We start from the raw sequence: 20,964 nt of genomic DNA on the forward strand, positions 1-20,964 counted from the left end.
GTCGTACCTCGTACTTGCGGCGACCGTAGCAGCCCGTACGTGCCCGACCGGGGCGGCCATGCTCGCGGCGCAGGAGCCGTACGCTGTTTGCGTGCTCTTGCTCGCTCTGGATACCGCAACCCCCGCCGTGACCGTCGCCCTGCACGACGGCACGGACGTCATCGCCTCGTCGAGCCAGGTGGACGCGCGCCGGCACGGAGAGCTGCTGCTGCCGGCCGTAGACCGGGTGCTCGCCGAGGCCGGCCTCAGGCTCGACGCCGTCACCGGCATCGTCGTGGGCATCGGACCCGGGCCCTACACAGGGCTGCGCGTCGGACTGATGACCGCGGACACCTTCGGGCTCGCGCTCGGTGTCCCCGTGCACGGCGTGTGCACGCTCGACGGTCTGGCGTACGCGTCCGACATCGGGAAAGGCCCCTTCGTGGTGGCGACCGACGCCCGCCGCAAGGAGGTCTACTGGGCGCGGTACGCGGACGCGCGCACGCGCACGACCGAACCGGCCGTGGACCGGCCCGCGGACATCGCCGACCAGGTGGCCGGACTGCCCGCCGTCGGCGCGGGCGCGCTCCTGTACCCGGACACCTTCCCGAACGTGCACGAGCCGGAGCATGTGTCGGCCGCGGCGCTCGCGTCTCTGGCCGCCGAGCGGCTGGACAAGGGCGAGGAACTTCCCGCGCCCCGGCCGCTGTACCTGCGCCGCCCGGACGCCCAGGTCCCCAAGAACTACAAGGTGGTCACCCCCAAGTGACCGAATCCGTGACCTCTCGACTGCGCGAGATGCGCTGGTGGGACATCGATCCCGTGCTCGAACTGGAGAAGAACCTCTTCCCCGAGGACACCTGGTCCCGGGGCATGTTCTGGTCCGAACTGGCCCATGCGCGCGGGCCGGAGGCGACGCGTCGCTACGTCGTCGCCGAGGACGGTGCCGAGGACGGTGCGGGGCGGCTGGTCGGATACGCGGGGCTGGCCGCCTCAGGAGGCCTCGCCGACATCCAGACCATCGCCGTCGCCCGCGACCACTGGGGCACGGGCCTGGGCGGGCAGCTGCTGACCGAACTGCTGCGGGCCGCCACCTCCTTCGAGTGCGGCCACGTGATGCTGGAGTGCCGGGTCGACAACATCCGCGCCCAGAAGCTCTACGAGCGCTTCGGCTTCGAGGCCATCGGTTTCCGGCGCGGCTACTACCAGCCGGGCAACGTGGACGCCCTGGTGATGCGACTGACCACAGGACCCGACAGCGGCTCCGCCGCGGGTCCCACCTCCGAACAAGAAACCGAGATCCATGGCTGACGGACCCCTGGTCCTGGGAATCGAGACCTCCTGCGACGAGACCGGCGTAGGCATCGTCAGCGGCACCACCCTGCTGGCCGACGCCATCGCGTCCAGCGTCGACGAGCACGCCCGCTTCGGCGGCGTCGTGCCCGAGGTCGCCTCCCGGGCGCACCTGGAGGCGATGGTGCCGACGATCGACCGTGCGCTGAAGGAGGCGGGGGTGAGCGCGCGCGACCTGGACGGCATCGCGGTCACCGCAGGCCCCGGACTGGCCGGCGCCCTGCTGGTCGGCGTGTCGGCGGCGAAGGCGTACGCGTACGCGCTGGGCAAGCCGTTGTACGGCGTCAACCACCTCGCCTCCCACATCTGCGTGGACCAGCTGGAGCACGGGGCGCTGCCCGAGCCCACGATGGCTCTGCTGGTGTCCGGCGGGCACAGCTCCCTGCTGCTCTCCACCGACATCACCTCGGATGTACGGCCGCTCGGCGCGACCATCGACGACGCGGCCGGCGAGGCCTTCGACAAGATCGCGCGCGTGCTCGACCTCGGCTTCCCCGGCGGCCCGGTCATCGACCGGTACGCGCGCGAGGGCGACCCCCGGGCGATCGCGTTCCCGCGCGGTCTGACCGGCCCGCGCGACGCGGCGTACGACTTCTCCTTCTCCGGCCTGAAGACGGCCGTGGCCCGCTGGATCGAGGCGAAGCGGGCGGCGGGGGAGGAGGTGCCGGTGCGTGACGTGTCGGCCTCCTTCCAGGAGGCGGTCGTCGACGTGCTGACCCGGAAGGCCGTACGGGCATGCAAGGACGAGGGCGTCGACCACCTGATGATCGGCGGCGGGGTGGCCGCCAACTCGCGGCTGCGGGCGCTGGCCCTGGAGCGGTGCGAGGCGGCCGGGATCCGGCTCAGGGTGCCGCGGCCGAAGCTGTGCACGGACAACGGCGCGATGGTGGCGGCGCTCGGCGCGGAGATGGTGGCCCGGGGCCGGGCCGCGTCGAGCTGGGATCTGTCGGCGGACTCGTCGCTGCCGGTGACCGAGCCGCATGTCCCCGGGCACACGCACGATCACGACCATGTGCACGAGGTCAGCAAGGAGAACCTCTACTCGTGACGGTCGCGCTGATGTGGGAGGCGCGGGCGGCCGAGGGCCGGGGCGAGGAACTGCTCGCCTGGGCGCGGGCGCGGGAGCTGTCGGTCCGGCCCCTGCGCCGGGAGACCTTCCGCGGTCCGCAGGACCGGGTGCTCGTCATCACGTGGTGGGACGCGGAGCTCGACGCCGAGTTGCCCGAACTGCCCGAGCCCGGCGGCGAGTTGGTCACTCGGGCAGTGCACCGGTGGCGGTTCGAGGCAGTGGCCGAGGGGTGACCGACAGCTTCCACGGCGCGTCCTGATCGTGCCCCCGCCACAGCACCTTGCCGTTCCTGCGCTCCCAGTCGGCCGCCAGCCAGGCCTGGCCCAGCCAGGGGAGGGCCGCCCACAGGGGGAGCAGGGCGACCCAGGGTTCCCAGGCGATGGCGAGGGCCAGGGTGGGGACCAGCATCACCGCGAGGAGCCAGGTGTTGAGCGGGTGGGTGCGCAGGGAGACGGCGGGAGGGGCCTGGTCCAGCGGGACCGCCTTCTCGAAGTCGCGTACTTCGCCGAACCACTTGACGCGGCTCGCGTGGAGCAGGGTGGACACCACCGTGAAGGCGAGCCCGCAGGTGACGAACATGCCGAGGCCGCCGGCCGTCAGCGGCGCCCCGCGGACGCCCGTCGTCACCGGCACGCAGACCGCCAGAGCGACCAACGCGCTGTAGACGGAACGCAGTTCATGGTGGACGTATCTGTCCATCCCAGCCTCCCCGTGTCGCGGCGCGGAGGTCAGGCCGGTCCCGACACCTCCGTCTCGCAGCGCAGCGTCCGCTCCGGACCCGGCACCCGCAGCGGGCCCGTGAGGGTCAGCCGTGCCGTGTGCCGTACGTCCGAACTCGATGCCGCCAACCGCAGCTCCAGGATGCCCGGTTCGACGACCCGCCGACCAGTCCGATCGGTGAACGCCGAGAGGTCGGCGTCGAAGTGGAAGGTCACGCGGGCTGTCTCACCCGGGGCCAGCTCCACGCGCCGGTAGCCGATCAGGCGGACGTCGGGGCGGGTCACCGAGGCCACCGGGTCGTGCAGGTACAGCTGGACGACCTCGGCGCCTTCGCGGTCACCGGTGTTGCGGACGTTCACCGTCATGTCGTACGAGCCGTCCGTGCCGATCTGTGCCGCCGTCGCGTCCGAGTCCCACGCGAAGGTCGTGTAGGAGCGCCCGTGCCCGAAGGGGTACAGCGGCGTCGGGTCGAGATTGCTGACCTCGCCCGCGAGGCCCAGCGGGGGCTGGAGGTACGTCCACGGCTGGCCTCCCGGCAGCTGAGGGACGCTCACCGGCAGCCGGCCCGAGGGGTTCACGCGGCCCGACAGGACTCCCGCCACTGCCGGGCCGCCCTCCTCCCCCGGGAAGAACGCCTGCACCACCGCGGCCAGCCGGCCCTGCCAGCGGCCCAGCGCGTACGGGCGGCCGGTGAGCAGGACGAGGACCACCGGGACGCCCGTTTCCACCAGACGGTCGAGCAACTCGCCCTGCACGCCCGGGAGCCGAAGGTCCGTCACATCGCAGCCCTCGCCCGACGTGCCCCGTCCGAACAGGCCCGCCCGGTCGCCCAGGACCGCCACGCACACGTCCGCCTCGGCGGTGCGCGCCACCGCCTCCTCGAAGCCCGACGGATCCGGGTCCGAGGTGTCGCAGCCCTGCGCGAACGTCACCTTCGCGTCCGGGAGTTCGGCCCGCAGCGCCTCCAGGACGGTCGGGATCTCCACGCCCATCGGCACGTCGGGGTGGTGCGCCAGGACGTGGGACGGGAAGGAGTAGCAGCCGAGCATCGCCAGGGCGTCGGCCGCCCGCGGTCCGACCACCGCGACACGGGTGTCGGGCGGGAGCGGGAGGACCCCGTCCGGGTTGTCCAGCAGGACCACCGACTCCTCGGCAAGGCGGCGGGCCAGGGCCCGGTTCGCGGCCGAGTCGAGGTCGATCGTGCCGGTGGGCTCGGGGTCCCAGCCCTCGTCGAGGAGGCCCAGTTCGCACTTCTGGAGCAGGACGCGGCGGGCCGCGCGGTCGACGAGCGACTCCGGGACCGCTCCCGCCGCCACCGCCTCCAGCAGTGGCTTCCCGTAGCACTTGAGCGTCGGCAGCTCCACGTCGATGCCGGCCGACAGCGCCGCGTGCGCCGCCTCGGCGGGTGAGCCCGCCACCCGGTGCAGCGTCTGGAGGAAGCCGATGCCGAAGTAGTCGGCGACCACCGTGCCGGTGAATCCCCACTGCTCCCGCAGGAGTTCGGTCAGCAGGGCCGGGTCGGCCGACGCCGGGATGCCGTCCGTGTCGTTGTAGGCGGCCATGACCGAGCGGGGGCGGCCCTCGCGCAGCGCCATCTCGAAGGGCGGGAGCGTCACGTCCGCGAACTCGCGGACACCGGCCCGGACGGGGGCGAGGTTGCGGGCGCCCGCCGAGGACGCGTACCCGGCGAAGTGCTTGAGCGTGGCGACGATCCCGGCGGACTCCAGGCCGCGCACATAGGCCGTCCCGATCGTGCCCACCAGGTACGGGTCCTCACCGATCGTCTCCTCGACCCGGCCCCAGCGCGGATCCCGTACGACGTCCAGGACCGGGGCCAGGCCCTGGTGCACGCCGGCCGAGCGCAGGTCCTCGCCGATGCTGCGGGCCATCTCCTCGACGAGGGGCGGATCGAAGGTGGCGCCCCAGGCCAGCGGGACGGGGTAGGCGGTGGCGCCCCAGGCCGTGAAGCCGGCCAGGCACTCCTCGTGGGCGACGGCCGGGATGCCGAAGCGGCCCGCCGCCGTGATGCGGCGCTGGGCGCGGGCCAGTGCCTGCGCGCCCAGCGCCGGGTCCACGGGCGAGGTGCCGTAGGAGCGGGTGAGCTGGCCCAGGCCGTGGGTGATCAGCTCGTCCCAGTCGTAGTCGGCGGTCATCTCGCTCTGCAGGGGGGCGACGCCGTCGCCGTCCGTGGCGGCGCCCACCCACACGCCGTACAGCTGGGCGGTCTTCTCCTGAAGGGTCATCCGGGAGAGCAGGTCGTCGACGCGGGCGGCGGCCGGCAGGGCGGGGTCACGCCAGGGCGCGGTGGTCATGAAACTCCTGCTCTTGTCGAGTGGGATGGGACCCTCTCACGAACACTGGTCACGAATGTTTCGTTATACACGTCGAATGTTCCGGGAACCTAGGGCGGTCGGAAGGGTTCGTCAAGAGGTCGTGCAGGGATACGATCGCCGTCATGACACCCCCCGAGCCCGTGGAAACCCGGACGGCACCCCCGACGACAGGCCGCTCGACGCGGACCGCGACGCTCGCCGAGATCGCCCGCGAGGCCGGCGTGTCCGCGCCGACTGTTTCGAAGGTCCTCAACGGACGTGCCGATGTGGCGCCGGCCACACGAAGCCGCGTGGAGGACCTGCTGCGCGCCTACGGCTACCGGCGCCGACGGGCCGAGGCCAGCCGTTCACCGCTCATCGACCTGGTCTTCCACGAGCTGGAGAGCGCGTGGGCGATGGAGGTCATCCGGGGCGTGGAGAACGTGGCCCGGGACGCCGGGCTGAGCGTGGTGCTGAGCGAGAGCGCGGGGCGGCTGACGCCGGGCCGCACCTGGGCCGACCAGGTCGCCGCCCGCCGTCCGCACGGCGTGATCCTGGTCCTGTCCGGTCTCGACGAGTCCCAGCGTGCGCTGCTGACCAGCCGCTCCATCCCGTTCGTGGTGATGGACCCGGCCGGCGACCCCGGCGTCGACGTCCCGTCGATCGGCGCGACCAACTGGCAGGGCGGGCTCGCCGCCACCCGGCACCTCGTCGAACTCGGACACACCCGCATCGGCGCCATAACGGGACCGTCCCGCATGATGTGCAGCCGCGCCCGCGTCGACGGCTACCGGGCCGCCCTGGAGACCGCGGGCCTCCCGGTCGACCCGGCGCTGATCGCCACCGGCGACTTCCATCACGAGGCCGGCTACCGGCAGGGCCTGGAGCTGCTGCGCCGCCCGGACCGGCCCACCGCCGTCTTCGCCCTCAACGACCTGCAGGCGCTCGGCCTGTACGAGGCCGCGCGCGAACTGGGCCTGCGCATCCCCGAGGACCTGAGCGTGGTCGGCTTCGACGATCTGCCGGTCGCGCGCTGGGTGGGGCCGCCCCTGACCTCCGTACGGCAGCCGCTGACGGAGATGGCCGAGGCGGCCGCCAAGCTGGTCCTCGACCTGGGGCGGGAGGACCAGGCGCCGGTGGCGACACGGGTGGAGCTGGCGACCAGCCTGGTGGTGCGCAGCAGTACCGCCCCGCCGCCCGCGTGACGTGCGTGGCCGGAAAGTGACGTGTCGACGGGCGGTGCGGGCGCCACGACACTCCTCCGAAGTCAGTCGGTTGCACGACCGAAACATTCGGACGCTTCCGCAATGAGATCCCTCAGATGCCCGGGGAAGCGTGAGATTTTCCGAGGAAAACCGTCTCGCGCTGTCGTCACTAACAATCCCCTAATAATTCGGACTTACGTTCCTGCCCGTGACGGGACACGACGAGAACGGTGACGCGGGCAGACCAAGGGGCCGGCGCTCGACCACGCTGAAGATCGCCGGCCTCACCCTGGCGGGCCTGCTGGTGCTGGGCGCGGGTACGGCGGGCTGGGCGTACTGGCACCTCGACAACAACATCAAGAGCGTCGACATCGACAACGCACTCGGCGACGACCGCCCCCCGAAGGCGGTGCCGACGCCGTCCGCCGACGCCTCCACCGAGGCCTCCCCGCTTCCGGCCGGCGCCCTGAACATCCTGGTCCTGGGCTCGGACTCGCGCAGCGGCAAGGAGAACAAGGCGCTCGGCGGGGGCAGCAGTTCCGGCGCCCGTTCCGACACGGCCATGGTGGTCCACATCGGCGCGGGCCGTACGAAGGCCACCGTCGTCAGCATTCCGCGCGACACCCTCGTCACGCGTCCGTCCTGTCCGCTGACGTCCGGTGGGTCGACGGCGGTGGCGTACAACTCGATGTTCAACAGCGCCTATTCGGTGGGCGGCGCGGTGTGTGCGGTCAAGACGGTCGAGTCGATCACGCACGTGCGCATGGACCACTACGTCGAGATCGACTTCTCGGGCTTCGCGAAGCTGGTGAACGCGCTGGGCGGCGTCACCGTGACGATCGACCAGGACATCGACGACCACGACAGCCATCTGCAGCTCAAGGCGGGCACGCGCCTGCTCGACGGCAAGCAGGCCCTGGCCCTCGCCCGCACCCGGCACGGCATAGGCGACGGCAGTGACCTCGGCCGCATAGGCCTGCAGCAGAAGCTGGTGACGGCCCTGCTGGAGCAGATCTCCTCGACGAACCTGTTCACCGACCCCGGCCGGCTGTACACGGTGGCCGAAGCGGTCACCAGCAGCCTGACCACCGACACGGGCCTGGACTCGCTGAGCGAACTCGTGGAGCTGGGCCGGAGCCTGAAGGGCCTGTCGGCGGACGACGTGAAGACGGTGATGATGCCGGTGGTGACGGCTCCCTCGGACCACAACCGGGTGGTGGCGAAGGAACCGGCGGCGAGCAGGCTCTGGAAGTCGCTGCGCTGAGCCCCCGGCTCCCGGGCCCGCTCATGACATCGCCGTGGGCGCCGCCCAGGACTCGGCGGTAACGGTGGCCCGCGGCTCGGCGTCGGGCGTCGGCGCACGCGCCACCTGGAAGACGTACACCGAGGACACCCCGGGCGTACCCGGCACCCACGACACCGCCGACCGCTTCGGCGAGTCGCTCTCCGCCGCCGACATCACCGGCGACGGCATCGACGACCTCGCCGTCGGCCTCCCCGGCAGGGAACTCGGCCAAGATGACGACGCGGGCGCCGTCGACATCCTGCGCGGCAGCAGGGCGGGCCTCACGGGCGAGGGCGCCCAGTCCTTCACCCAGGACACGGCCGGTGTCCCCGGCGCGGCCGAAGCACACGACGCCTTCGGCTCGGCGGTCGAACTCCTCGACATCAACGGCAACGGCTACGCGGACCTGGCCGCAGCGGCGGTCGGGGAGGACGGGAACGGGGCGGTCTGGGAGCTGCGCGGCCGGCCCACGGGCATCGTGACGGACGCGGCGCTGGTCTTTGGACCGAAGGCGGTCGGGGCGCCGTACGCGGGCGCCGCGTTCGGGTCCGAGCTCGGCTGGCCGGCGCTCCAGAAAAATCTTCGGGGAATTCCGGCGCGCCTGTCGATCCCGTCCCTCCTCGATCGACGCACTGGTGAGAGGCCGGAAAGAAGCCGGCCCCGACCGACCGAGGAGTCACCATGCCCCGCTACATGTCCATCGTGAAGATCGACGAGTCGACCCTGCCCGCGGAGGGCCCCAGCCCCGAGCTGATGCAGCGCATGGGCGAGCTGATCGAGGAGGTCACCAAGGCCGGCGTCATGCTCGACACCGCCGGGCTGACCCCGCAGGACCAGGGCAAGCTCGTGCGCTGGGAGGGCGGGAAGCTCAGTGTCACGGACGGGCCGTTCACGGAGTCCAAGGAGGTCATCGGCGGTTACGCCATCACCCAGTGCAAGGACATGGACGAGGCCCTGGAGTGGACCAAGCGGTTCGTGAAGGTCCACGAGGACTACTGGACGGTGACCTGCGAGGTGCGGGAGATCGCCGAGGGCTGAGTAATCCTGGGCGCGGAGCGGCCCGGGGGTGTTGCATGGTGGGTTGTGGAACAGCAGCCCACCGCCACCCCCGCCGCCGCGTCCGGCCAGGACGCCGCCCATGCCATCGAGACCGTCTACCGCATCGAGTCCCCGCGCATCATCGCCGCCGTCGCCCGGGTCGTCCGCGACGTCGGCATCGCCGAGGAACTCGCCCAGGACGCGCTGGTGGCCGCCCTGGAGCAGTGGCCGCGGGACGGTGTGCCCGACAACCCGGGCGCCTGGCTCATGGCCACCGCCCGGCACCGCGCCGTCGACCTGATCCGGCGCCGGGAGAACTACGCCCGCAAGCTGGCGGAGATCGGCCGCACCCAGGAGACCGTCGCCCCGCCCGAGGAACCCGCCGACGCCGACGACATCGACGACGACCTGCTGCGGCTCGTCTTCACCGCGTGCCACCCGGTCCTGTCCGCCGAAGCCCGCATCGCCCTCACGCTGCGTCTGCTCGGCGGCCTGACGACACCGGAGATCGCCCGTGCCTTCCTCACCCCGGAGGCGACCGTCGCCCAGCGCATCGTCCGCGCCAAGCGCACCCTCGCCGCCAGGAACGTCGCCTTCGAGGTGCCGTACGGCCCCGAACGCGAGGCCCGGCTCGGCTCCGTACTCGACGTCATCTACCTGATCTTCAACGAGGGATACGCGGCGACGGCGGGCGACGACTGGCTGCGCCCCGCGCTCTGCGAGGACGCGTTGCGGCTGGCCCGCGTGCTGTCCGGGCTGATGCCCAAGGAGCCCGAAGTGCACGCCCTGGCCTCCCTCCTGGAGTTCCAGGCCTCCCGCACCGCCTCCCGCACCGGCCCGGACGGCGCCCCCGTCCTCCTCAAGGACCAGAACCGCAGCCGCTGGAACCGCATGCTCATCGCCCGCGGCATCACCGCCCTGCACCGCGCCGACGCCACCTCCACGGGCGCCCCGGGCCCGTACGCCCTCCAGGCCGCCATCGCCGCCTGCCACGCGCACGCGTACACGTACGAGGAGACCGACTGGGCGAGCATCGCGACCCTGTACGGCCTGCTCGCCGTCCGCGCCCCGTCCCCGGTCGTCGAACTCAACCGCGCGGTCGCCGTGTCGATGGCGCGGGGGCCGGCCGAGGGGCTCGCCGTCGTCGACGCCGTCGCCACCGAACCCGCCCTGCACGACTACCACCTGCTGCCCAGCGTGCGCGGGGATCTGCTGGCCAGGCTCGGCCGCACGGCCGAGGCCCGCGAGGAATTCGCACGGGCCGCGGAACTCGCCCGCAACGAACGCGAGCGGGAGCTGCTGCGCGGGAAACTCCGGTCACTCGGCGCCTAGCTGGACGGGTGCACCGATCAGCATGGTCGGTGCACCCGCGACCCGGGTCAGGAACACGGTCGCCGAGTGGGGGCCCTGTGGCTTGGGGAGAACCTTCCGGCGCAGTTCCTCCGGCTCGACCGCCGACCCGCGTTTCTTCACGGTCAGGACGCCGACCTCGCGCTCGCGCAAAAGGGCCTTCAACTTCTTCACGCCGAAGGGGAGTTGATCAGTGATCTCGTACGCCGTCGCATACGGGGTCACGTGGTACCCGTCCGCGGTGATGTAGGCGATGGTGGGGTCGATCAGCCCACCCGCCAGGTCCGCGGCGACCTCGGCGACGAGGTGGGCACGGATGACGGCGCCGTCGGGCTCGTACAAGTACCGCCCGACGGGCCGGACCTGGGGATCGGGCAGGCCCCTCCCGAGCAGTGTGCGCGGACCGGGCAACAGGGTGGCGCGGACCAGGCCCGGCCGCGTCCCGAACCACAGCACGGCCTCCTTGACGTCGCCGCCGTCCGAGATCCACTCGGCCTCGGCGTCGGCGGGCACGGCCTCGTGCGGAATACCGGGCGCGACCTTCAGGGCGGCGTGGGGCGCCGCGCGGGCGGCTTCCACCGCCCAGGACAGGGGCGGCGAGTAGGCCTCAGGGTCGAAAATCCGGCCGCGCCCGCCCCGCCGGGCCGGATCGACGAACACGGCGTCGTACCCGGCCGTGTCCACCTCCGTGACGTCCGCCTCCCGCACCTCGATCAGCTCGCCCAGCCCCAGCACGTCGGCGTTCGCCCGCGCCACGGCCGCCGTCACCGGGTCCCGGTCCACGGCCAGCACCCGGATCCCGGCCCGCGCGAGCGCGATGGCGTCCCCGCCGATCCCGCAGCACAGGTCGGCGACGGAGGTGACGCCCAGCTTCTTCAGCCGCTCGGCGCGATACGCGGCGACACTCGCCCGCGTCGACTGCTCCACCCCGTTCGGCGTGAAGAACATCCGCGCCGCGTCCCCGGCGGCGAACTTGGCCGCCGCCCGTTGCCGCAGCCGGGCCTGTCCGATCGCCGCCGACACCAGCTCGGCGGGGTGCTCGCGGCGCAGCCGGGTGGCGACGGCGAGCTCATCGGCCGGGGCCGTGCCACGGACCTCGTCGAGGAGGGCGCGGCCTTCGGGGGTGAGGAGCTCAGCGAGGTCGTTCACCGGCTCATTGTGGGCCAGTCGGTGGACGGTGTGCCTCCGGCCGCGGTGTCGGGCCGGGATCCGGGGGGTGGCCTGCGAGGATCCCGCGTCATGCGAGCAGTCGTACAAAATGACAAGAATCGCGCTTACGGGGTGAGTCGGATCCGCGGCGCAATCGCCGTGCTCGCCCTCGCGGCCATCGCCTCGGGCTGCGCTCCGGACGGCGGTTCCCGGGTGCGCCCGGCCTCCGGACAGCAGCCGCTGCAGGCACCCCCCGCCCGCGCCCTCGGCTCCTACGCCGCGAAGCTGCACGCGGCGTACGCCGCCCGGGCCGCCGCGGCCAGGCGCTGGGGCCTGGAGCAGGTTCCGCTGACGGCTCCGCCGCCGCCCGCGCGGAAGCCGAGGATCACGGCCCGCCAGGGCTTCGAGGTGGACGACCAGGAGGAGTTGAACCTCCCGCCGGTCTTCACCACCGTCCCCACGAAACAGAAGGTCGTCTTCCTCACCATCGACGACGGCGCCGAGAAGGACCGGGCGTTCCTCCGGATGATGAGCGAGCTGAAGATCCCGTACAGCGCCTTCCTCAGCAACTTCCTGGTGAAGGACGACTACCCCTACTTCCGCACGATGCAGTCCGAGGGCGTCACCCTCAACAACCACACCCTCACGCACCCCTACCTGCCGGGACTGTCGTACGAGGAGCAGTGGCTCGAGATCTGCGGCATGCAGAAGATCATGAAGAAGCAGTTCGGCAGGGCCCCGACGGTCTTCAGGCCGCCCTACGGCAACTACAACCGGGACACCCTGCGGGCCGCGAAGTCCTGCGGAATCAAGTACGCGCCGATCTGGGACGAGGAGGTCTTCGTCGACCACTGGGCGTACCGCGAGGACGACCAGGACCTGCACCCCGGCGACATCGTCCTCACCCACTTCCGCGGCCGCCACGAGTGGAAGGGCACGATGGTCGACGACATGCGCCGGTTCCTGCGGAGGGTCACGGCCGAGGGATACGCGGTGGCCCGCCTGGAGGACTACCTGTGAGGCTGCGGGCCCTGGCGGCCGGTGCGCTGGCGCTCGGCCTGCTCACCGGCTGCGCCCAGTCCGTCGACCCGATCGAACGGCTGGGCGCGAAGGCGGCCCAGCGGGTACGGGCGCACGGACCGGGCGGCGCGGCCGAACGGCCGTACCGCCGCTGGGGCCTGACCGGTCCACTGCTCCCCGCCCCGAAGCCGTCCCGTGCGTGGAGGGCGGGTACCGAAACCGAAGGCCGGGGCCTGCCCCCCGTCGTCTCCCGCATCCGGACCCGCGACAAGGTCGTCTTCCTGACCTATGACGACGGGGCCGACAAGGACCCACGGTTCGTCGACATGGTCCGTGAACTGCGCCTGCCCGTCAGCATGTTCCTCACGGACAGCGTCGCCGGGCCGGGATACGGCCACTTCGCCCGCCTCCAGTCGGTCGGCGCGAGCATCCAGAACCACACCCTCGGCCGTCCCACCCTGCGCGGCCTGCCCTACGCCGGCCAGCGCGCCCAGATCTGCGGCCAGCAGGACAGACTCCGCTCCCGCTTCGGCATCCGGCCCCGGCTGTTCCGCCCTCCCTACGGCGCCTACGATCCGACCACACGGCGGGCAGCCGCCGACTGCGGCATCTCGGCACTGGTCCTGTGGCGCGCCTCGATGACGGGAGGCGGCGACCTGGCCTACCTCCGCGGCGGCCACGGCCTGCGCCCCGGCGACATCGTGGCCGTGGACCCGGACGACCACTCGGGCCCGAAACTGCGGGAGCGGACAGCGCGCCTGCTGCGCCGGGTACAGCGAGCGGGCCTGACGGTGGGCCGCCTGGAGGACTACGTCTGAGCCCGGGTATTTCAGCTCGCCGGGTGTCTGAAGACGAGGGTTCAGCCCATTTCGGCCCGTCCGGCGTTTGAGGACCAGACCGTTCCGGCCGAAGCTGGGGTCTGGGGGCGGCAGCCCCCAGGACGCTCACACAGACCCAGGGCGCTGCAGATCCCGGCGTTCACCCGCAAATTTCCGCCGACGCGCCGCACGGCATTGGCACTCCGCTTGACCGAGTGCTAATCGCAGTCATAGTCTCGGGTCTGGCACTCCCCACTGGAGAGTGCCAACTACGCGACGGGCAGGTCCGGCACCCGCGACGACGGATCCACCTGGTCGCCACCTCAGACAGTTAACCCCGTGAGATCTCCGAAGGGGGAGGTCGGATCGTGACGACCACCAGCTCCAAGGTTGCCATCAAGCCGCTCGAGGACCGCATTGTGGTCCAGCCGCTCGACGCCGAGCAGACCACCGCCTCTGGCCTGGTCATTCCGGACACCGCCAAGGAGAAGCCCCAGGAGGGCGTCGTCCTGGCCGTGGGCCCGGGCCGCTTCGAGAACGGCGAGCGTCTTCCGCTCGACGTCAAGACCGGCGACATCGTGCTGTACAGCAAGTACGGCGGCACCGAGGTGAAGTACAACGGCGAGGAGTACCTCGTCCTCTCGGCTCGCGACGTGCTCGCGATCATCGAGAAGTAATTCACTTCGAAGCACATCTGCTTTGAGCTGCGCCCCGGGCCCCCGCGACCTTATGAAGCCGGGCGTCAGGGGCGCAGTTCGTTTCACCCACATTTTCCGAGAGGGCTGAACCGCTCCCATGGCGAAGATCCTGAAGTTCGACGAGGACGCCCGTCGCGCCCTCGAGCGCGGCGTCAACAAGCTTGCCGACACGGTCAAGGTGACGATCGGCCCCAAGGGCCGCAACGTCGTCATCGACAAGAAGTTCGGCGCGCCCACCATCACCAACGACGGCGTCACCATCGCCCGTGAGGTCGAGGTCGAGGACCCGTTCGAGAACCTCGGCGCCCAGCTGGTGAAGGAGGTGGCGACCAAGACCAACGACATCGCGGGTGACGGCACCACCACCGCCACCGTGCTCGCCCAGGCGCTCGTACGCGAAGGCCTGCGCAACGTCGCCGCGGGTGCCTCCCCGGCCGCCCTGAAGAAGGGCATCGACGCGGCTGTGGCCGCCATCTCCGAGGAACTCCTCGCGACGGCCCGCCCGATCGACGAGAAGTCCGACATCGCCGCCGTGGCCGGCCTGTCCGCCCAGGACAGCCAGGTCGGCGAGCTCATCGCCGAGGCGATGGACAAGGTCGGCAAGGACGGTGTCATCACCGTCGAGGAGTCCAACACCTTCGGTCTGGAGCTGGACTTCACCGAGGGCATGGCCTTCGACAAGGGCTACCTGTCCCCGTACTTCGTCACCGACCAGGAGCGTATGGAGGCCGTCCTCGACGACCCGTACATCCTGATCAACCAGGGCAAGATCGCCTCGATCGCCGACCTGCTGCCGCTGCTGGAGAAGGTCATCCAGACCAACTCCTCCAAGCCGCTGCTGATCATCGCCGAGGACGTCGAGGGCGAGGCCCTCTCCACCCTGGTCGTCAACAAGATCCGCGGCACCTTCAACGCGGTCGCGGTCAAGGCCCCCGGCTTCGGTGACCGCCGCAAGGCGATGCTGCAGGACCTGGCGATCCTCACCGGCGCCACCGTCATCTCCGAGGAGGTCGGCCTCAAGCTCGACCAGGTCGGTCTTGACGTGCTGGGCTCCGCCCGCCGTGTCACCGTCACCAAGGACGACACGACGGTCGTCGACGGCGCCGGCAACTCCGAGGACGTCGTGGGCCGCGTCGCCCAGATCAAGGCCGAGATCGAGAACACGGACTCCGACTGGGACCGCGAGAAGCTCCAGGAGCGCCTCGCGAAGCTGGCCGGCGGCGTGTGCGTGATCAAGGTCGGCGCCGCCACCGAGGTGGAGCTGAAGGAGAAGAAGCACCGTCTGGAGGACGCCATCTCCGCGACCCGCGCCGCGGTCGAGGAGGGCATCGTCTCCGGTGGTGGCTCCTCGCTCGTCCACGCCGCCAAGGTGCTGGAGGGCGGCCTGGGCAAGACCGGCGACGAGGCCACCGGTGTCGCCGTCGTGCGCCGCGCGGTCGTCGAGCCCCTGCGCTGGATCGCCGAGAACGCCGGCCTTGAGGGCTACGTCATCACCGCCAAGGTCGCCGAGCTGGAGAAGGGTCAGGGCTTCAACGCCGCCACCGGCGAGTACGGCGACCTGGTCAAGGCCGGCGTCATCGACCCGGTCAAGGTCACCCGCTCCGCCCTGGAGAACGCCGCCTCCATCGCCTCCCTCCTCCTGACGACCGAGACCCTGGTCGTCGAGAAGAAGGAAGAGGAAGAGCCGGCGGCCGCGGGCGGTCACGGCCACGCCCACTGACGCACGTCAGCACCGAGGCCCGGCACCCTGGAGGTGCCGGGCCTTCGCGTTGCCCTACTGCTCTGGGCCCGACTACTTCAGGCCCTACTGTTCCAGGCCTTCCAGCGCGCCCAGTTGCGCCATCAGCCCCAGCCGGTCGTACTGCCACCAGCCCTCGACGATCTTCTCGTGCTCGCCGAACCGATGGATGGTCGTACCGGTCATGCGGGCCTTCTTCCCCTGGGAGGGGAGCCCCATGAACTCACCCTTCTGGGTCCCGTTGAAGGTCCACCTGGTACACACCCGGTCACCTTGAGTGATCTGGTCCTCGATGGCGAACGAGAACTCGAAGGCACTGCGCCACATCCCGATCTCGCGACGCATCGCATCCATGCCGATGGTGTCCTGCTCGTTGGAGGGATCGTGGTCGTGGTAGTTCTCGGCGATCAGATCGTCGAGCGGAGCCAGCTCGCCCCCGGCGGCCAGCGTCTCGAAGAACCGCCGGGAGGTGTCCGCGTTCAGCTGCTCGTCGCGTACGACGTCCAGGTCGGTGAAGGTCGGCATCTCGTCGCAGAGAGCCACCATCTCCCGGAAGATCTTGTCGGTCTCGGGCAGGCTGGAGTTCTGCATCGCCTCCTCGTACGACGGGAACTCCACGATCTCGATGAAGTGCGACCCGTCCGCCCGGTCCTTGCCGATCACACTGTGTGTCGCGGTCCGCTTTCCCCTGGTCTGTTCGACCCATGTGTCCATCAGCCGGTTCATGTCGTCGAAGCGGCTGGTCCTGCAGTCGATGATCTGAACAAAGGTCATGGCTTCGCCTCCGGTCCCCGAGGTCCGGTTGAACAGCACCATTTTCCCACCAGAGCGTCCGGGCGCCCCTTGGCCGAGATGTTATTGCGGCCCGTACTTGCGCCCGGTCCGCGAGGAGATCCCGCCCAGCAGCCCGCGGGGCGTCACCTTCACGACGCCCATCAGCGCCTTGTACCGCGGATCCGGAATGGACAGCGACTTCCCGCGCGCCAGATCCGCCAGCGCCGCCGCCACGAGCTTGTCCGCGTCCAGCCACATCCACCCCGGGATGTTGTCCGTGCCCATCCCCGCCCGCTGGTGGAACTCCGTCCGCACGAACCCCGGGCACAGCGCCATCAGCCGCACCCCGCTCCCGGCCAGATCCTTCGCCGCCCCCTGCGTGAACTGCACGACCCACGCCTTGGAGGCGCCGTACGTGCCGCGTGGCACGAAGGCGGCCACGGACGCGACGTTGACGACACCGCCGCGGCCGCGCTCCCGCATCGCGTCGGTCGCCGCCGCCGTGAGCCGCAGCACCGCCTCGCAGTGGACCTTCAGCATCTTCAGCTCGTCGGCCATCGACACGTCGAGGAAGCGGCCCTTGTTGCCGAAGCCGGCGTTGTTGACCAGCAGATCGACGGGGTTCCTGCGGTCGGCCAGGCGCGCGGCCACGGCCTCGATCCCGTCGTCCGAGGCGAGGTCCGCCGTGAGGACCTCCGCCTCGATGCCGTGCCGGTCGTGCAGCTCGGTCGCCTGTTCCTGCAGTCGCTTGGTGTCGCGGGCGACGAGCACCAGATTGTGCCCGTCGTTTGCCAGCCGCCGTGCGAACGCGGCGCCGATGCCCGCGGTCGATCCCGTAATCAGAGCCGTTGTCATGGCCCAAGGGTAGTGACCCGGACTGTGCGCATCCGATCTCTGCACATGCTCCGACGCTGGTGAAGCATCCGCGAAGGACACCCGGGTGAAGGGCCGTCAGAAGCCGTACTTCGCCAGGTGGCAGGGCCACGCCTCCTCGGCCGCCGACAACCTTGGCGGCAGCGTTCGTTGCGTCGCGGTCGCGGCTCCAGCCCGGCACGTTCACCGCGGTTACCCACCTGGAGCACTCTTCCGCGTGAACCGCTTCACCCGAGCTTCGGGCGAGACCCGCCAGGCCGGTGTCATCAAAGCGCGCCCGCAAGACGCCACACTTCCCCAAAGGTCCGCTTATGCTCGAACCGTGATCGAAGCCCGTCATCTGCGTGTCCTGCGCGCCGTCGCCACCACCGGTTCCTTCTCGGCGGCCGGGCGCGAACTCGGCTGCACCCAGCCCGCCGTCAGCCAGCAGATAAAGGCCCTGGAGTCGTCCGTGGGCACCCCGCTGCTGGTCCGCAGCGGGCGCGAGATGCGGCTGACGCAGGCCGGAGAGGCCCTGGTGCGGCACGCCAACGGCATCCTCGCCGGGCTCACCGCCGCCGAGGAGGAGGTCGCCGCCATCGCCGGGCTGCGCGCCGGACGGGTCAGGCTGGTCTCCTTCCCCAGCGGCAGCTCCACCCTCGTACCCACCGCCCTCGCGGCCCTGCGTGCCGCGCACCCCGGCACCCGCGTCTCACTGGAGGAGGCCGAACCGCCCGCGTCCGTCGAACTGCTCCGCGAGGGCGACTGCGACGTGGCGCTGGCCTTCCGCTACGAGGGCGCGGCGGGCGCGGAGGAATGGGACGACCTCGTCGTACGACCGCTGCTGAGCGACCGGCTGGTCGGGCTCGTGCCCGAACGGCACCGGCTCGCCGACGCCGCGTCCGTGTCCATCGGGGACCTTGCGGGCGAGCCGTGGATCGCCGGTTGCCCGCGCTGCCGGGGGCAGTTGGTCGAGGTGTGCGAGGGGGCCGGCTTCACCCCGCGCATCGACTTCGCCACCGACGACTATCCGGCGGTCGTCGGCCTGGTCGGCGCCGGCCTCGGCGTCGCCGTACTGCCGCAGCTGGCCATCGAGTCGGTACGGCCGCGCCACGCGCGCGTGCTGACACTCCAGCCCGCGGTACGGCGGGAGATCGTGGCGCTGACGCTGCCCGATCTGGCCCGGGTCCCGGCGGTCGCGGCGACCCTGGAGGAACTCGGCCGCGCGGCCGCCCGGCAATGAAGAAGGGCACGCACGCGTGCCCTTCTCGTCGGGAGCTCGGGGTCCTGGAGCTCGGGAGGAACCCTGGAACGAAGAAACGTTCCTTCACTTGTTCGATACGCCGTCCCCGCCAGTGGCCCCCGCCGACACCAGCCGGTTCCGCGCCCGACCCATGAGTTCTTCGCGCTCGTCCTCGGTCAGGCCGCCCCACACGCCGTACGGCTCTCTCACCGTCAGCGCGTGCGCAGCGCACTGTGCGCGCACGGGGCACCTCATGCAGACCTCCTTGGCCGAGTTCTCGCGAGCGCTCCGGGCCGCACCGCGCTCACCCTCCGGATGAAAGAAGAGCGAGCTGTCCACCCCGCGACAGGCGGCCAGAAGCTGCCAGTCCCACAGGTCCGCGTTCGGTCCGGGAAGGCGGGAGAAATCTGCCATTACGTGACCCCTTGTAGCCGTTCTGAGCGGATACGGTGCCAACGACCGTACATCTACGATCTAAGGAGATGAAAATATGACTCATTGCGAATCTAGTCTCAGACACCAGTAGATGGGAAGAAAAGGGGTCTAAATGGGGCATGGGTTGTGATGAAACATCGAGGGTCCGCCCCGCATGTCTGCACCGTGTCCGCCCCCTCACGTAGAGTGCCGAAGATGGCACACGGCCCCGTAACTCTTTCGAGTGACCGTCGTTGAGAGTGCGAGGCGGTTGAGGCAACAAGTGCTCGGGCAGACGTCCGAGACGGTCGACCGCACAGGTGACGATTTCGTACCAGCCTGGAGGCTCAAGGTGACGTGCATCAGCTGCGGAGGGCGGCCATGACATCCGTCCTCGTCTGCGACGACTCCCCGCTTGCCCGAGAGGCGCTCCGCCGCGCGGTCGCGACCGTGCCCGGCGTCGAGCGCGTGACGACCGCGGCCAACGGCGAGGAAGTCCTCCGCCGCTGGGGCGCCGACCGCTCGGACCTGATTCTGATGGACGTACGCATGCCCGGGCTGGGCGGCGTCGAGACCGTGCGGCGGCTACTGTCCGCCGACCCCGGTGCGCGCATCATCATGCTCACGGTCGCCGAGGACCTGGACGGTGTGGCCCTCGCGGTAGCCGCCGGTGCCCGCGGCTATCTGCACAAGGACGCCTCACGGGCGGAGTTGCGCGCGACCGTCACCCAGGCGCTCGCCGACCCGACCTGGCGGCTGGCCCCGCGCCGGCTGCGCTCCGCCGAGATGGGCGCCGCGCCCACGCTCACGGCGCGTGAGATCCAGGTGCTGGAAGGTATGAGCCACGGGCGGTCCAACGCGGAGATCGGGCGTGAACTGTTCCTGTCCGAGGACACGGTCAAGACGCATGCTCGGCGGTTGTTCAAAAAGCTGGGTGCATCCGACCGGGCGCATGCGGTCGCGCTCGGGTTCCGTTGGGGTCTGGTTCGCTGAGAGCACGGTCGTGCAGGCCGTCGCTTTGTCGCGGGTCGTTTGTGGCTGGTCGCGCCCACGCGGCGGAGCCGCATGGTGTGTCGCCCCGCGCCCCTTTTGGGGCGCGGATGCGCACCCTGGTCAAGTGGCGCTGTCGGCGCCCGCTGCTCGTTTCGGCGCGGATGCCGCATCCTTGAGGTGTGGAGTCTCTCGGGGACGAGTCGGTCGAGCGGAAGGGGAGGGCGCAAGGGATGAGTTCCGGCGCACCTGCTCATAACGCTTCGGTGCACAACATCGGACGCGGTGCCACGGACCGCACGGCCGCAAGGCACCATGGACCGATGCGCGACGACGAGGCGGCGAGTGCCGCAGGGGGCATCGGTGCACTCGTCCACCACGCCGTCGAAGGGGACGAGCAGGCCACGCACGACCTGCTCGCCCATGTTCACCCGCTGGCGCTGCGCTACTGCCGCACCCGGCTGTCCCGTCTTCCGGGCGACGCCCGGCACTTCGTGGAGGACCTCGCGCAGGAGGTCTGCGTCGCCGTCCTCCTCGCGCTGCCGCGCTACAAGGACACCGGCCGGCCCTTCGAGGCGTTCGTCTTCGCCATCGCCGCACACAAGGTCGCGGACCTGCAGCGAGCGGCGATGCGGCATCCGGGTTCGACCGCGGTCCCGTCCGACGAGATGCCCGAGCGGCCCGACGACTCGCTCGGTCCGGAGGAGCGGGCGCTGCTGAGCAGCGACGCCGAATGGGCCAAGAAACTCCTGGCCAACCTGCCCGAGAACCAGCGCGAACTGCTCCTGCTGCGCATCGCGGTCGGGCTCACGGCCGAGGAGACCGGCCAAATGTTGGGAATGTCACCCGGGGCGGTCCGGGTGGCACAGCACCGGGCCCTGAGCCGGCTCAGGGCGCTCGCGGAGCAGTGACTCGTCCGCCAACTCCTCCGCAGTAGGCCGGTGAGCGCCTTCCTTG

The 20,964-nt window shown here is 70.9% G+C and carries 22 protein-coding genes; 16 read left to right on the forward strand and 6 right to left on the reverse strand.

All coding sequences use genetic code 11. From position 1 onward, the window contains the following. The first annotated feature begins 91 nt into the window (after positions 1–91). Genes tsaB through OG870_RS28400 form a run of 4 tightly spaced genes read left to right on the forward strand, consistent with a single transcriptional unit; the run spans position 92 to position 2,634 of the window. Complete coding sequence (tsaB, locus tag OG870_RS28385) at positions 92–748, forward strand: tRNA (adenosine(37)-N6)-threonylcarbamoyltransferase complex dimerization subunit type 1 TsaB (RefSeq protein ID WP_266519749.1); 657 nt, start codon at positions 92–94, stop codon at positions 746–748. Continuing rightward, a complete protein-coding gene (rimI, locus tag OG870_RS28390; protein ID WP_405659132.1) occupies positions 745–1,290 on the forward strand; it encodes a ribosomal protein S18-alanine N-acetyltransferase in 546 nt (181 codons plus the stop codon). Before tsaB ends, rimI begins: the two co-directional genes overlap by 4 nt. Further along, positions 1,283–2,380, forward strand: coding sequence for a tRNA (adenosine(37)-N6)-threonylcarbamoyltransferase complex transferase subunit TsaD (tsaD, locus tag OG870_RS28395; RefSeq protein WP_327691678.1), 1,098 nt, complete (start codon positions 1,283–1,285; stop codon positions 2,378–2,380). The genes rimI and tsaD overlap by 8 nt, the downstream gene beginning before the upstream one ends. Beyond that, a complete protein-coding gene (locus OG870_RS28400) occupies positions 2,377–2,634 on the forward strand; it encodes a hypothetical protein (RefSeq protein ID WP_266589409.1) in 258 nt (85 codons plus the stop codon). The genes tsaD and OG870_RS28400 overlap by 4 nt, the downstream gene beginning before the upstream one ends. Here OG870_RS28400 and OG870_RS28405 read toward each other — a convergent pair. Beyond that, positions 2,585–3,100 carry a hypothetical protein gene (locus tag OG870_RS28405; protein ID WP_327691679.1) on the reverse strand — a complete coding sequence of 172 codons (516 nt, stop codon included), beginning with the start codon at positions 3,098–3,100 and terminating at the stop codon, positions 2,585–2,587. The two genes, OG870_RS28400 and OG870_RS28405, sit on opposite strands and share 50 nt — an antisense overlap. A 29-nt stretch (positions 3,101–3,129) precedes the next feature. Then, complete coding sequence (locus OG870_RS28410; RefSeq protein WP_327691680.1) at positions 3,130–5,433, reverse strand: glycoside hydrolase family 3 N-terminal domain-containing protein; 2,304 nt, start codon at positions 5,431–5,433, stop codon at positions 3,130–3,132. Positions 5,434–5,576: 143 nt separating this feature from the next. Between OG870_RS28410 and OG870_RS28415 the strand changes: the two genes are divergently transcribed. The 5 genes from OG870_RS28415 to OG870_RS28435 all read left to right on the forward strand — a co-directional run bounded on the left by OG870_RS28415 (position 5,577) and on the right by OG870_RS28435 (position 10,293). Beyond that, positions 5,577–6,638: a LacI family DNA-binding transcriptional regulator gene (locus OG870_RS28415; RefSeq protein ID WP_266519762.1), complete on the forward strand. Its 1,062-nt coding sequence runs from the start codon at positions 5,577–5,579 to the stop codon at positions 6,636–6,638. A gap of 208 nt (positions 6,639–6,846) precedes the next feature. Beyond that, positions 6,847–7,902, forward strand: coding sequence for an LCP family protein (locus OG870_RS28420; RefSeq protein WP_266589416.1), 1,056 nt, complete (start codon positions 6,847–6,849; stop codon positions 7,900–7,902). A gap of 34 nt (positions 7,903–7,936) precedes the next feature. Then, positions 7,937–8,629: an FG-GAP repeat protein gene (locus OG870_RS28425; protein ID WP_266589418.1), complete on the forward strand. Its 693-nt coding sequence runs from the start codon at positions 7,937–7,939 to the stop codon at positions 8,627–8,629. Next, positions 8,605–8,961, forward strand: coding sequence for a YciI family protein (locus OG870_RS28430; protein ID WP_266519772.1), 357 nt, complete (start codon positions 8,605–8,607; stop codon positions 8,959–8,961). The genes OG870_RS28425 and OG870_RS28430 overlap by 25 nt, the downstream gene beginning before the upstream one ends. Positions 8,962–9,006: 45 nt before the next feature. Beyond that, a complete protein-coding gene (locus tag OG870_RS28435; protein WP_327691681.1) occupies positions 9,007–10,293 on the forward strand; it encodes an RNA polymerase sigma factor in 1,287 nt (428 codons plus the stop codon). Here the strand turns inward: OG870_RS28435 and OG870_RS28440 are convergent. Then, positions 10,279–11,460, reverse strand: a complete 1,182-nt coding sequence (locus OG870_RS28440; protein WP_327691682.1) for a class I SAM-dependent methyltransferase — start codon at positions 11,458–11,460, stop codon at positions 10,279–10,281. The genes OG870_RS28435 and OG870_RS28440 overlap by 15 nt on opposite strands. A gap of 90 nt (positions 11,461–11,550) precedes the next feature. Between OG870_RS28440 and OG870_RS28445 the strand changes: the two genes are divergently transcribed. The 4 genes from OG870_RS28445 to groL all read left to right on the forward strand — a co-directional run bounded on the left by OG870_RS28445 (position 11,551) and on the right by groL (position 15,716). Then, a complete protein-coding gene (locus tag OG870_RS28445; RefSeq protein WP_327691683.1) occupies positions 11,551–12,480 on the forward strand; it encodes a polysaccharide deacetylase family protein in 930 nt (309 codons plus the stop codon). Next, positions 12,477–13,298 carry a polysaccharide deacetylase family protein gene (locus tag OG870_RS28450; RefSeq protein WP_327691684.1) on the forward strand — a complete coding sequence of 274 codons (822 nt, stop codon included), beginning with the start codon at positions 12,477–12,479 and terminating at the stop codon, positions 13,296–13,298. Before OG870_RS28445 ends, OG870_RS28450 begins: the two co-directional genes overlap by 4 nt. A 368-nt stretch (positions 13,299–13,666) precedes the next feature. After that, complete coding sequence (groES, locus tag OG870_RS28455; protein WP_003998759.1) at positions 13,667–13,975, forward strand: co-chaperone GroES; 309 nt, start codon at positions 13,667–13,669, stop codon at positions 13,973–13,975. A 118-nt stretch (positions 13,976–14,093) separates the two neighbouring features. Beyond that, positions 14,094–15,716, forward strand: coding sequence for a chaperonin GroEL (gene groL / locus OG870_RS28460; RefSeq protein ID WP_327691685.1), 1,623 nt, complete (start codon positions 14,094–14,096; stop codon positions 15,714–15,716). Positions 15,717–15,800: 84 nt separating this feature from the next. Here the strand turns inward: groL and OG870_RS28465 are convergent, their stop codons facing one another. Together OG870_RS28465 and OG870_RS28470 are read right to left on the reverse strand one after the other, a co-directional pair. Beyond that, the gene (locus OG870_RS28465; RefSeq protein WP_266519786.1) at positions 15,801–16,508 is read right to left on the reverse strand and encodes an ester cyclase; all 708 of its coding nucleotides are present in this window, start codon (positions 16,506–16,508) and stop codon (positions 15,801–15,803) included. An 81-nt stretch (positions 16,509–16,589) separates the two neighbouring features. Further along, entirely contained in the window at positions 16,590–17,363 is a 774-nt protein-coding gene (locus OG870_RS28470; protein WP_266519788.1) for an SDR family NAD(P)-dependent oxidoreductase, read from the reverse strand. Between the two features lie 340 nt (positions 17,364–17,703). Between OG870_RS28470 and OG870_RS28475 the strand changes: the two genes are divergently transcribed. After that, entirely contained in the window at positions 17,704–18,603 is a 900-nt protein-coding gene (locus tag OG870_RS28475) for a LysR family transcriptional regulator (RefSeq protein WP_266844320.1), read from the forward strand. An 84-nt stretch (positions 18,604–18,687) separates the two neighbouring features. Here the strand turns inward: OG870_RS28475 and OG870_RS28480 are convergent, their stop codons facing one another. Next, positions 18,688–19,017 (reverse strand): WhiB family transcriptional regulator, encoded by a 330-nt coding sequence (locus tag OG870_RS28480; protein ID WP_266519792.1) that lies wholly within the window; start codon positions 19,015–19,017, stop codon positions 18,688–18,690. Positions 19,018–19,398: 381 nt separating this feature from the next. Here OG870_RS28480 and OG870_RS28485 point away from each other — a divergent pair, with 381 nt between their 5' ends. Next, on the forward strand, positions 19,399–20,010 hold the full coding sequence (locus OG870_RS28485; RefSeq protein ID WP_003948568.1) for a response regulator transcription factor: 612 nt from the start codon (positions 19,399–19,401) through the stop codon (positions 20,008–20,010). Between the two features lie 320 nt (positions 20,011–20,330). Then, positions 20,331–20,918, forward strand: a complete 588-nt coding sequence (locus OG870_RS28490) for a sigma-70 family RNA polymerase sigma factor (RefSeq protein ID WP_266519794.1) — start codon at positions 20,331–20,333, stop codon at positions 20,916–20,918. The last annotated feature ends 46 nt before the right edge of the window (positions 20,919–20,964 follow it).

Source organism: Streptomyces sp. NBC_00461 (assembly GCF_036013935.1).
Classification (GTDB): domain Bacteria; phylum Actinomycetota; class Actinomycetes; order Streptomycetales; family Streptomycetaceae; genus Streptomyces.

Bases quoted from the DNA above. Each gene is read 5' to 3' on its own strand.
- tsaD (WP_327691678.1), top strand. From the start codon at position 1,283: ATGGCTGACGGACCCCTGGTCCTGGGAATCGAGACCTCCTGCGACGAG.
- OG870_RS28405 (WP_327691679.1), bottom strand. From the start codon at position 3,100: ATGGACAGATACGTCCACCATGAACTGCGTTCCGTCTACAGCGCGTTG.
- OG870_RS28410 (WP_327691680.1), bottom strand. From the start codon at position 5,433: ATGACCACCGCGCCCTGGCGTGACCCCGCCCTGCCGGCCGCCGCCCGC.
- OG870_RS28415 (WP_266519762.1), top strand. From the start codon at position 5,577: ATGACACCCCCCGAGCCCGTGGAAACCCGGACGGCACCCCCGACGACA.
- OG870_RS28430 (WP_266519772.1), top strand. From the start codon at position 8,605: ATGCCCCGCTACATGTCCATCGTGAAGATCGACGAGTCGACCCTGCCC.
- OG870_RS28445 (WP_327691683.1), top strand. From the start codon at position 11,551: ATGCGAGCAGTCGTACAAAATGACAAGAATCGCGCTTACGGGGTGAGT.
- groL (WP_327691685.1), top strand. From the start codon at position 14,094: ATGGCGAAGATCCTGAAGTTCGACGAGGACGCCCGTCGCGCCCTCGAG.
- OG870_RS28465 (WP_266519786.1), bottom strand. From the start codon at position 16,508: ATGACCTTTGTTCAGATCATCGACTGCAGGACCAGCCGCTTCGACGAC.
- OG870_RS28470 (WP_266519788.1), bottom strand. From the start codon at position 17,363: ATGACAACGGCTCTGATTACGGGATCGACCGCGGGCATCGGCGCCGCG.
- OG870_RS28480 (WP_266519792.1), bottom strand. From the start codon at position 19,017: ATGGCAGATTTCTCCCGCCTTCCCGGACCGAACGCGGACCTGTGGGAC.
- OG870_RS28485 (WP_003948568.1), top strand. From the start codon at position 19,399: ATGACATCCGTCCTCGTCTGCGACGACTCCCCGCTTGCCCGAGAGGCG.
- OG870_RS28490 (WP_266519794.1), top strand. From the start codon at position 20,331: ATGCGCGACGACGAGGCGGCGAGTGCCGCAGGGGGCATCGGTGCACTC.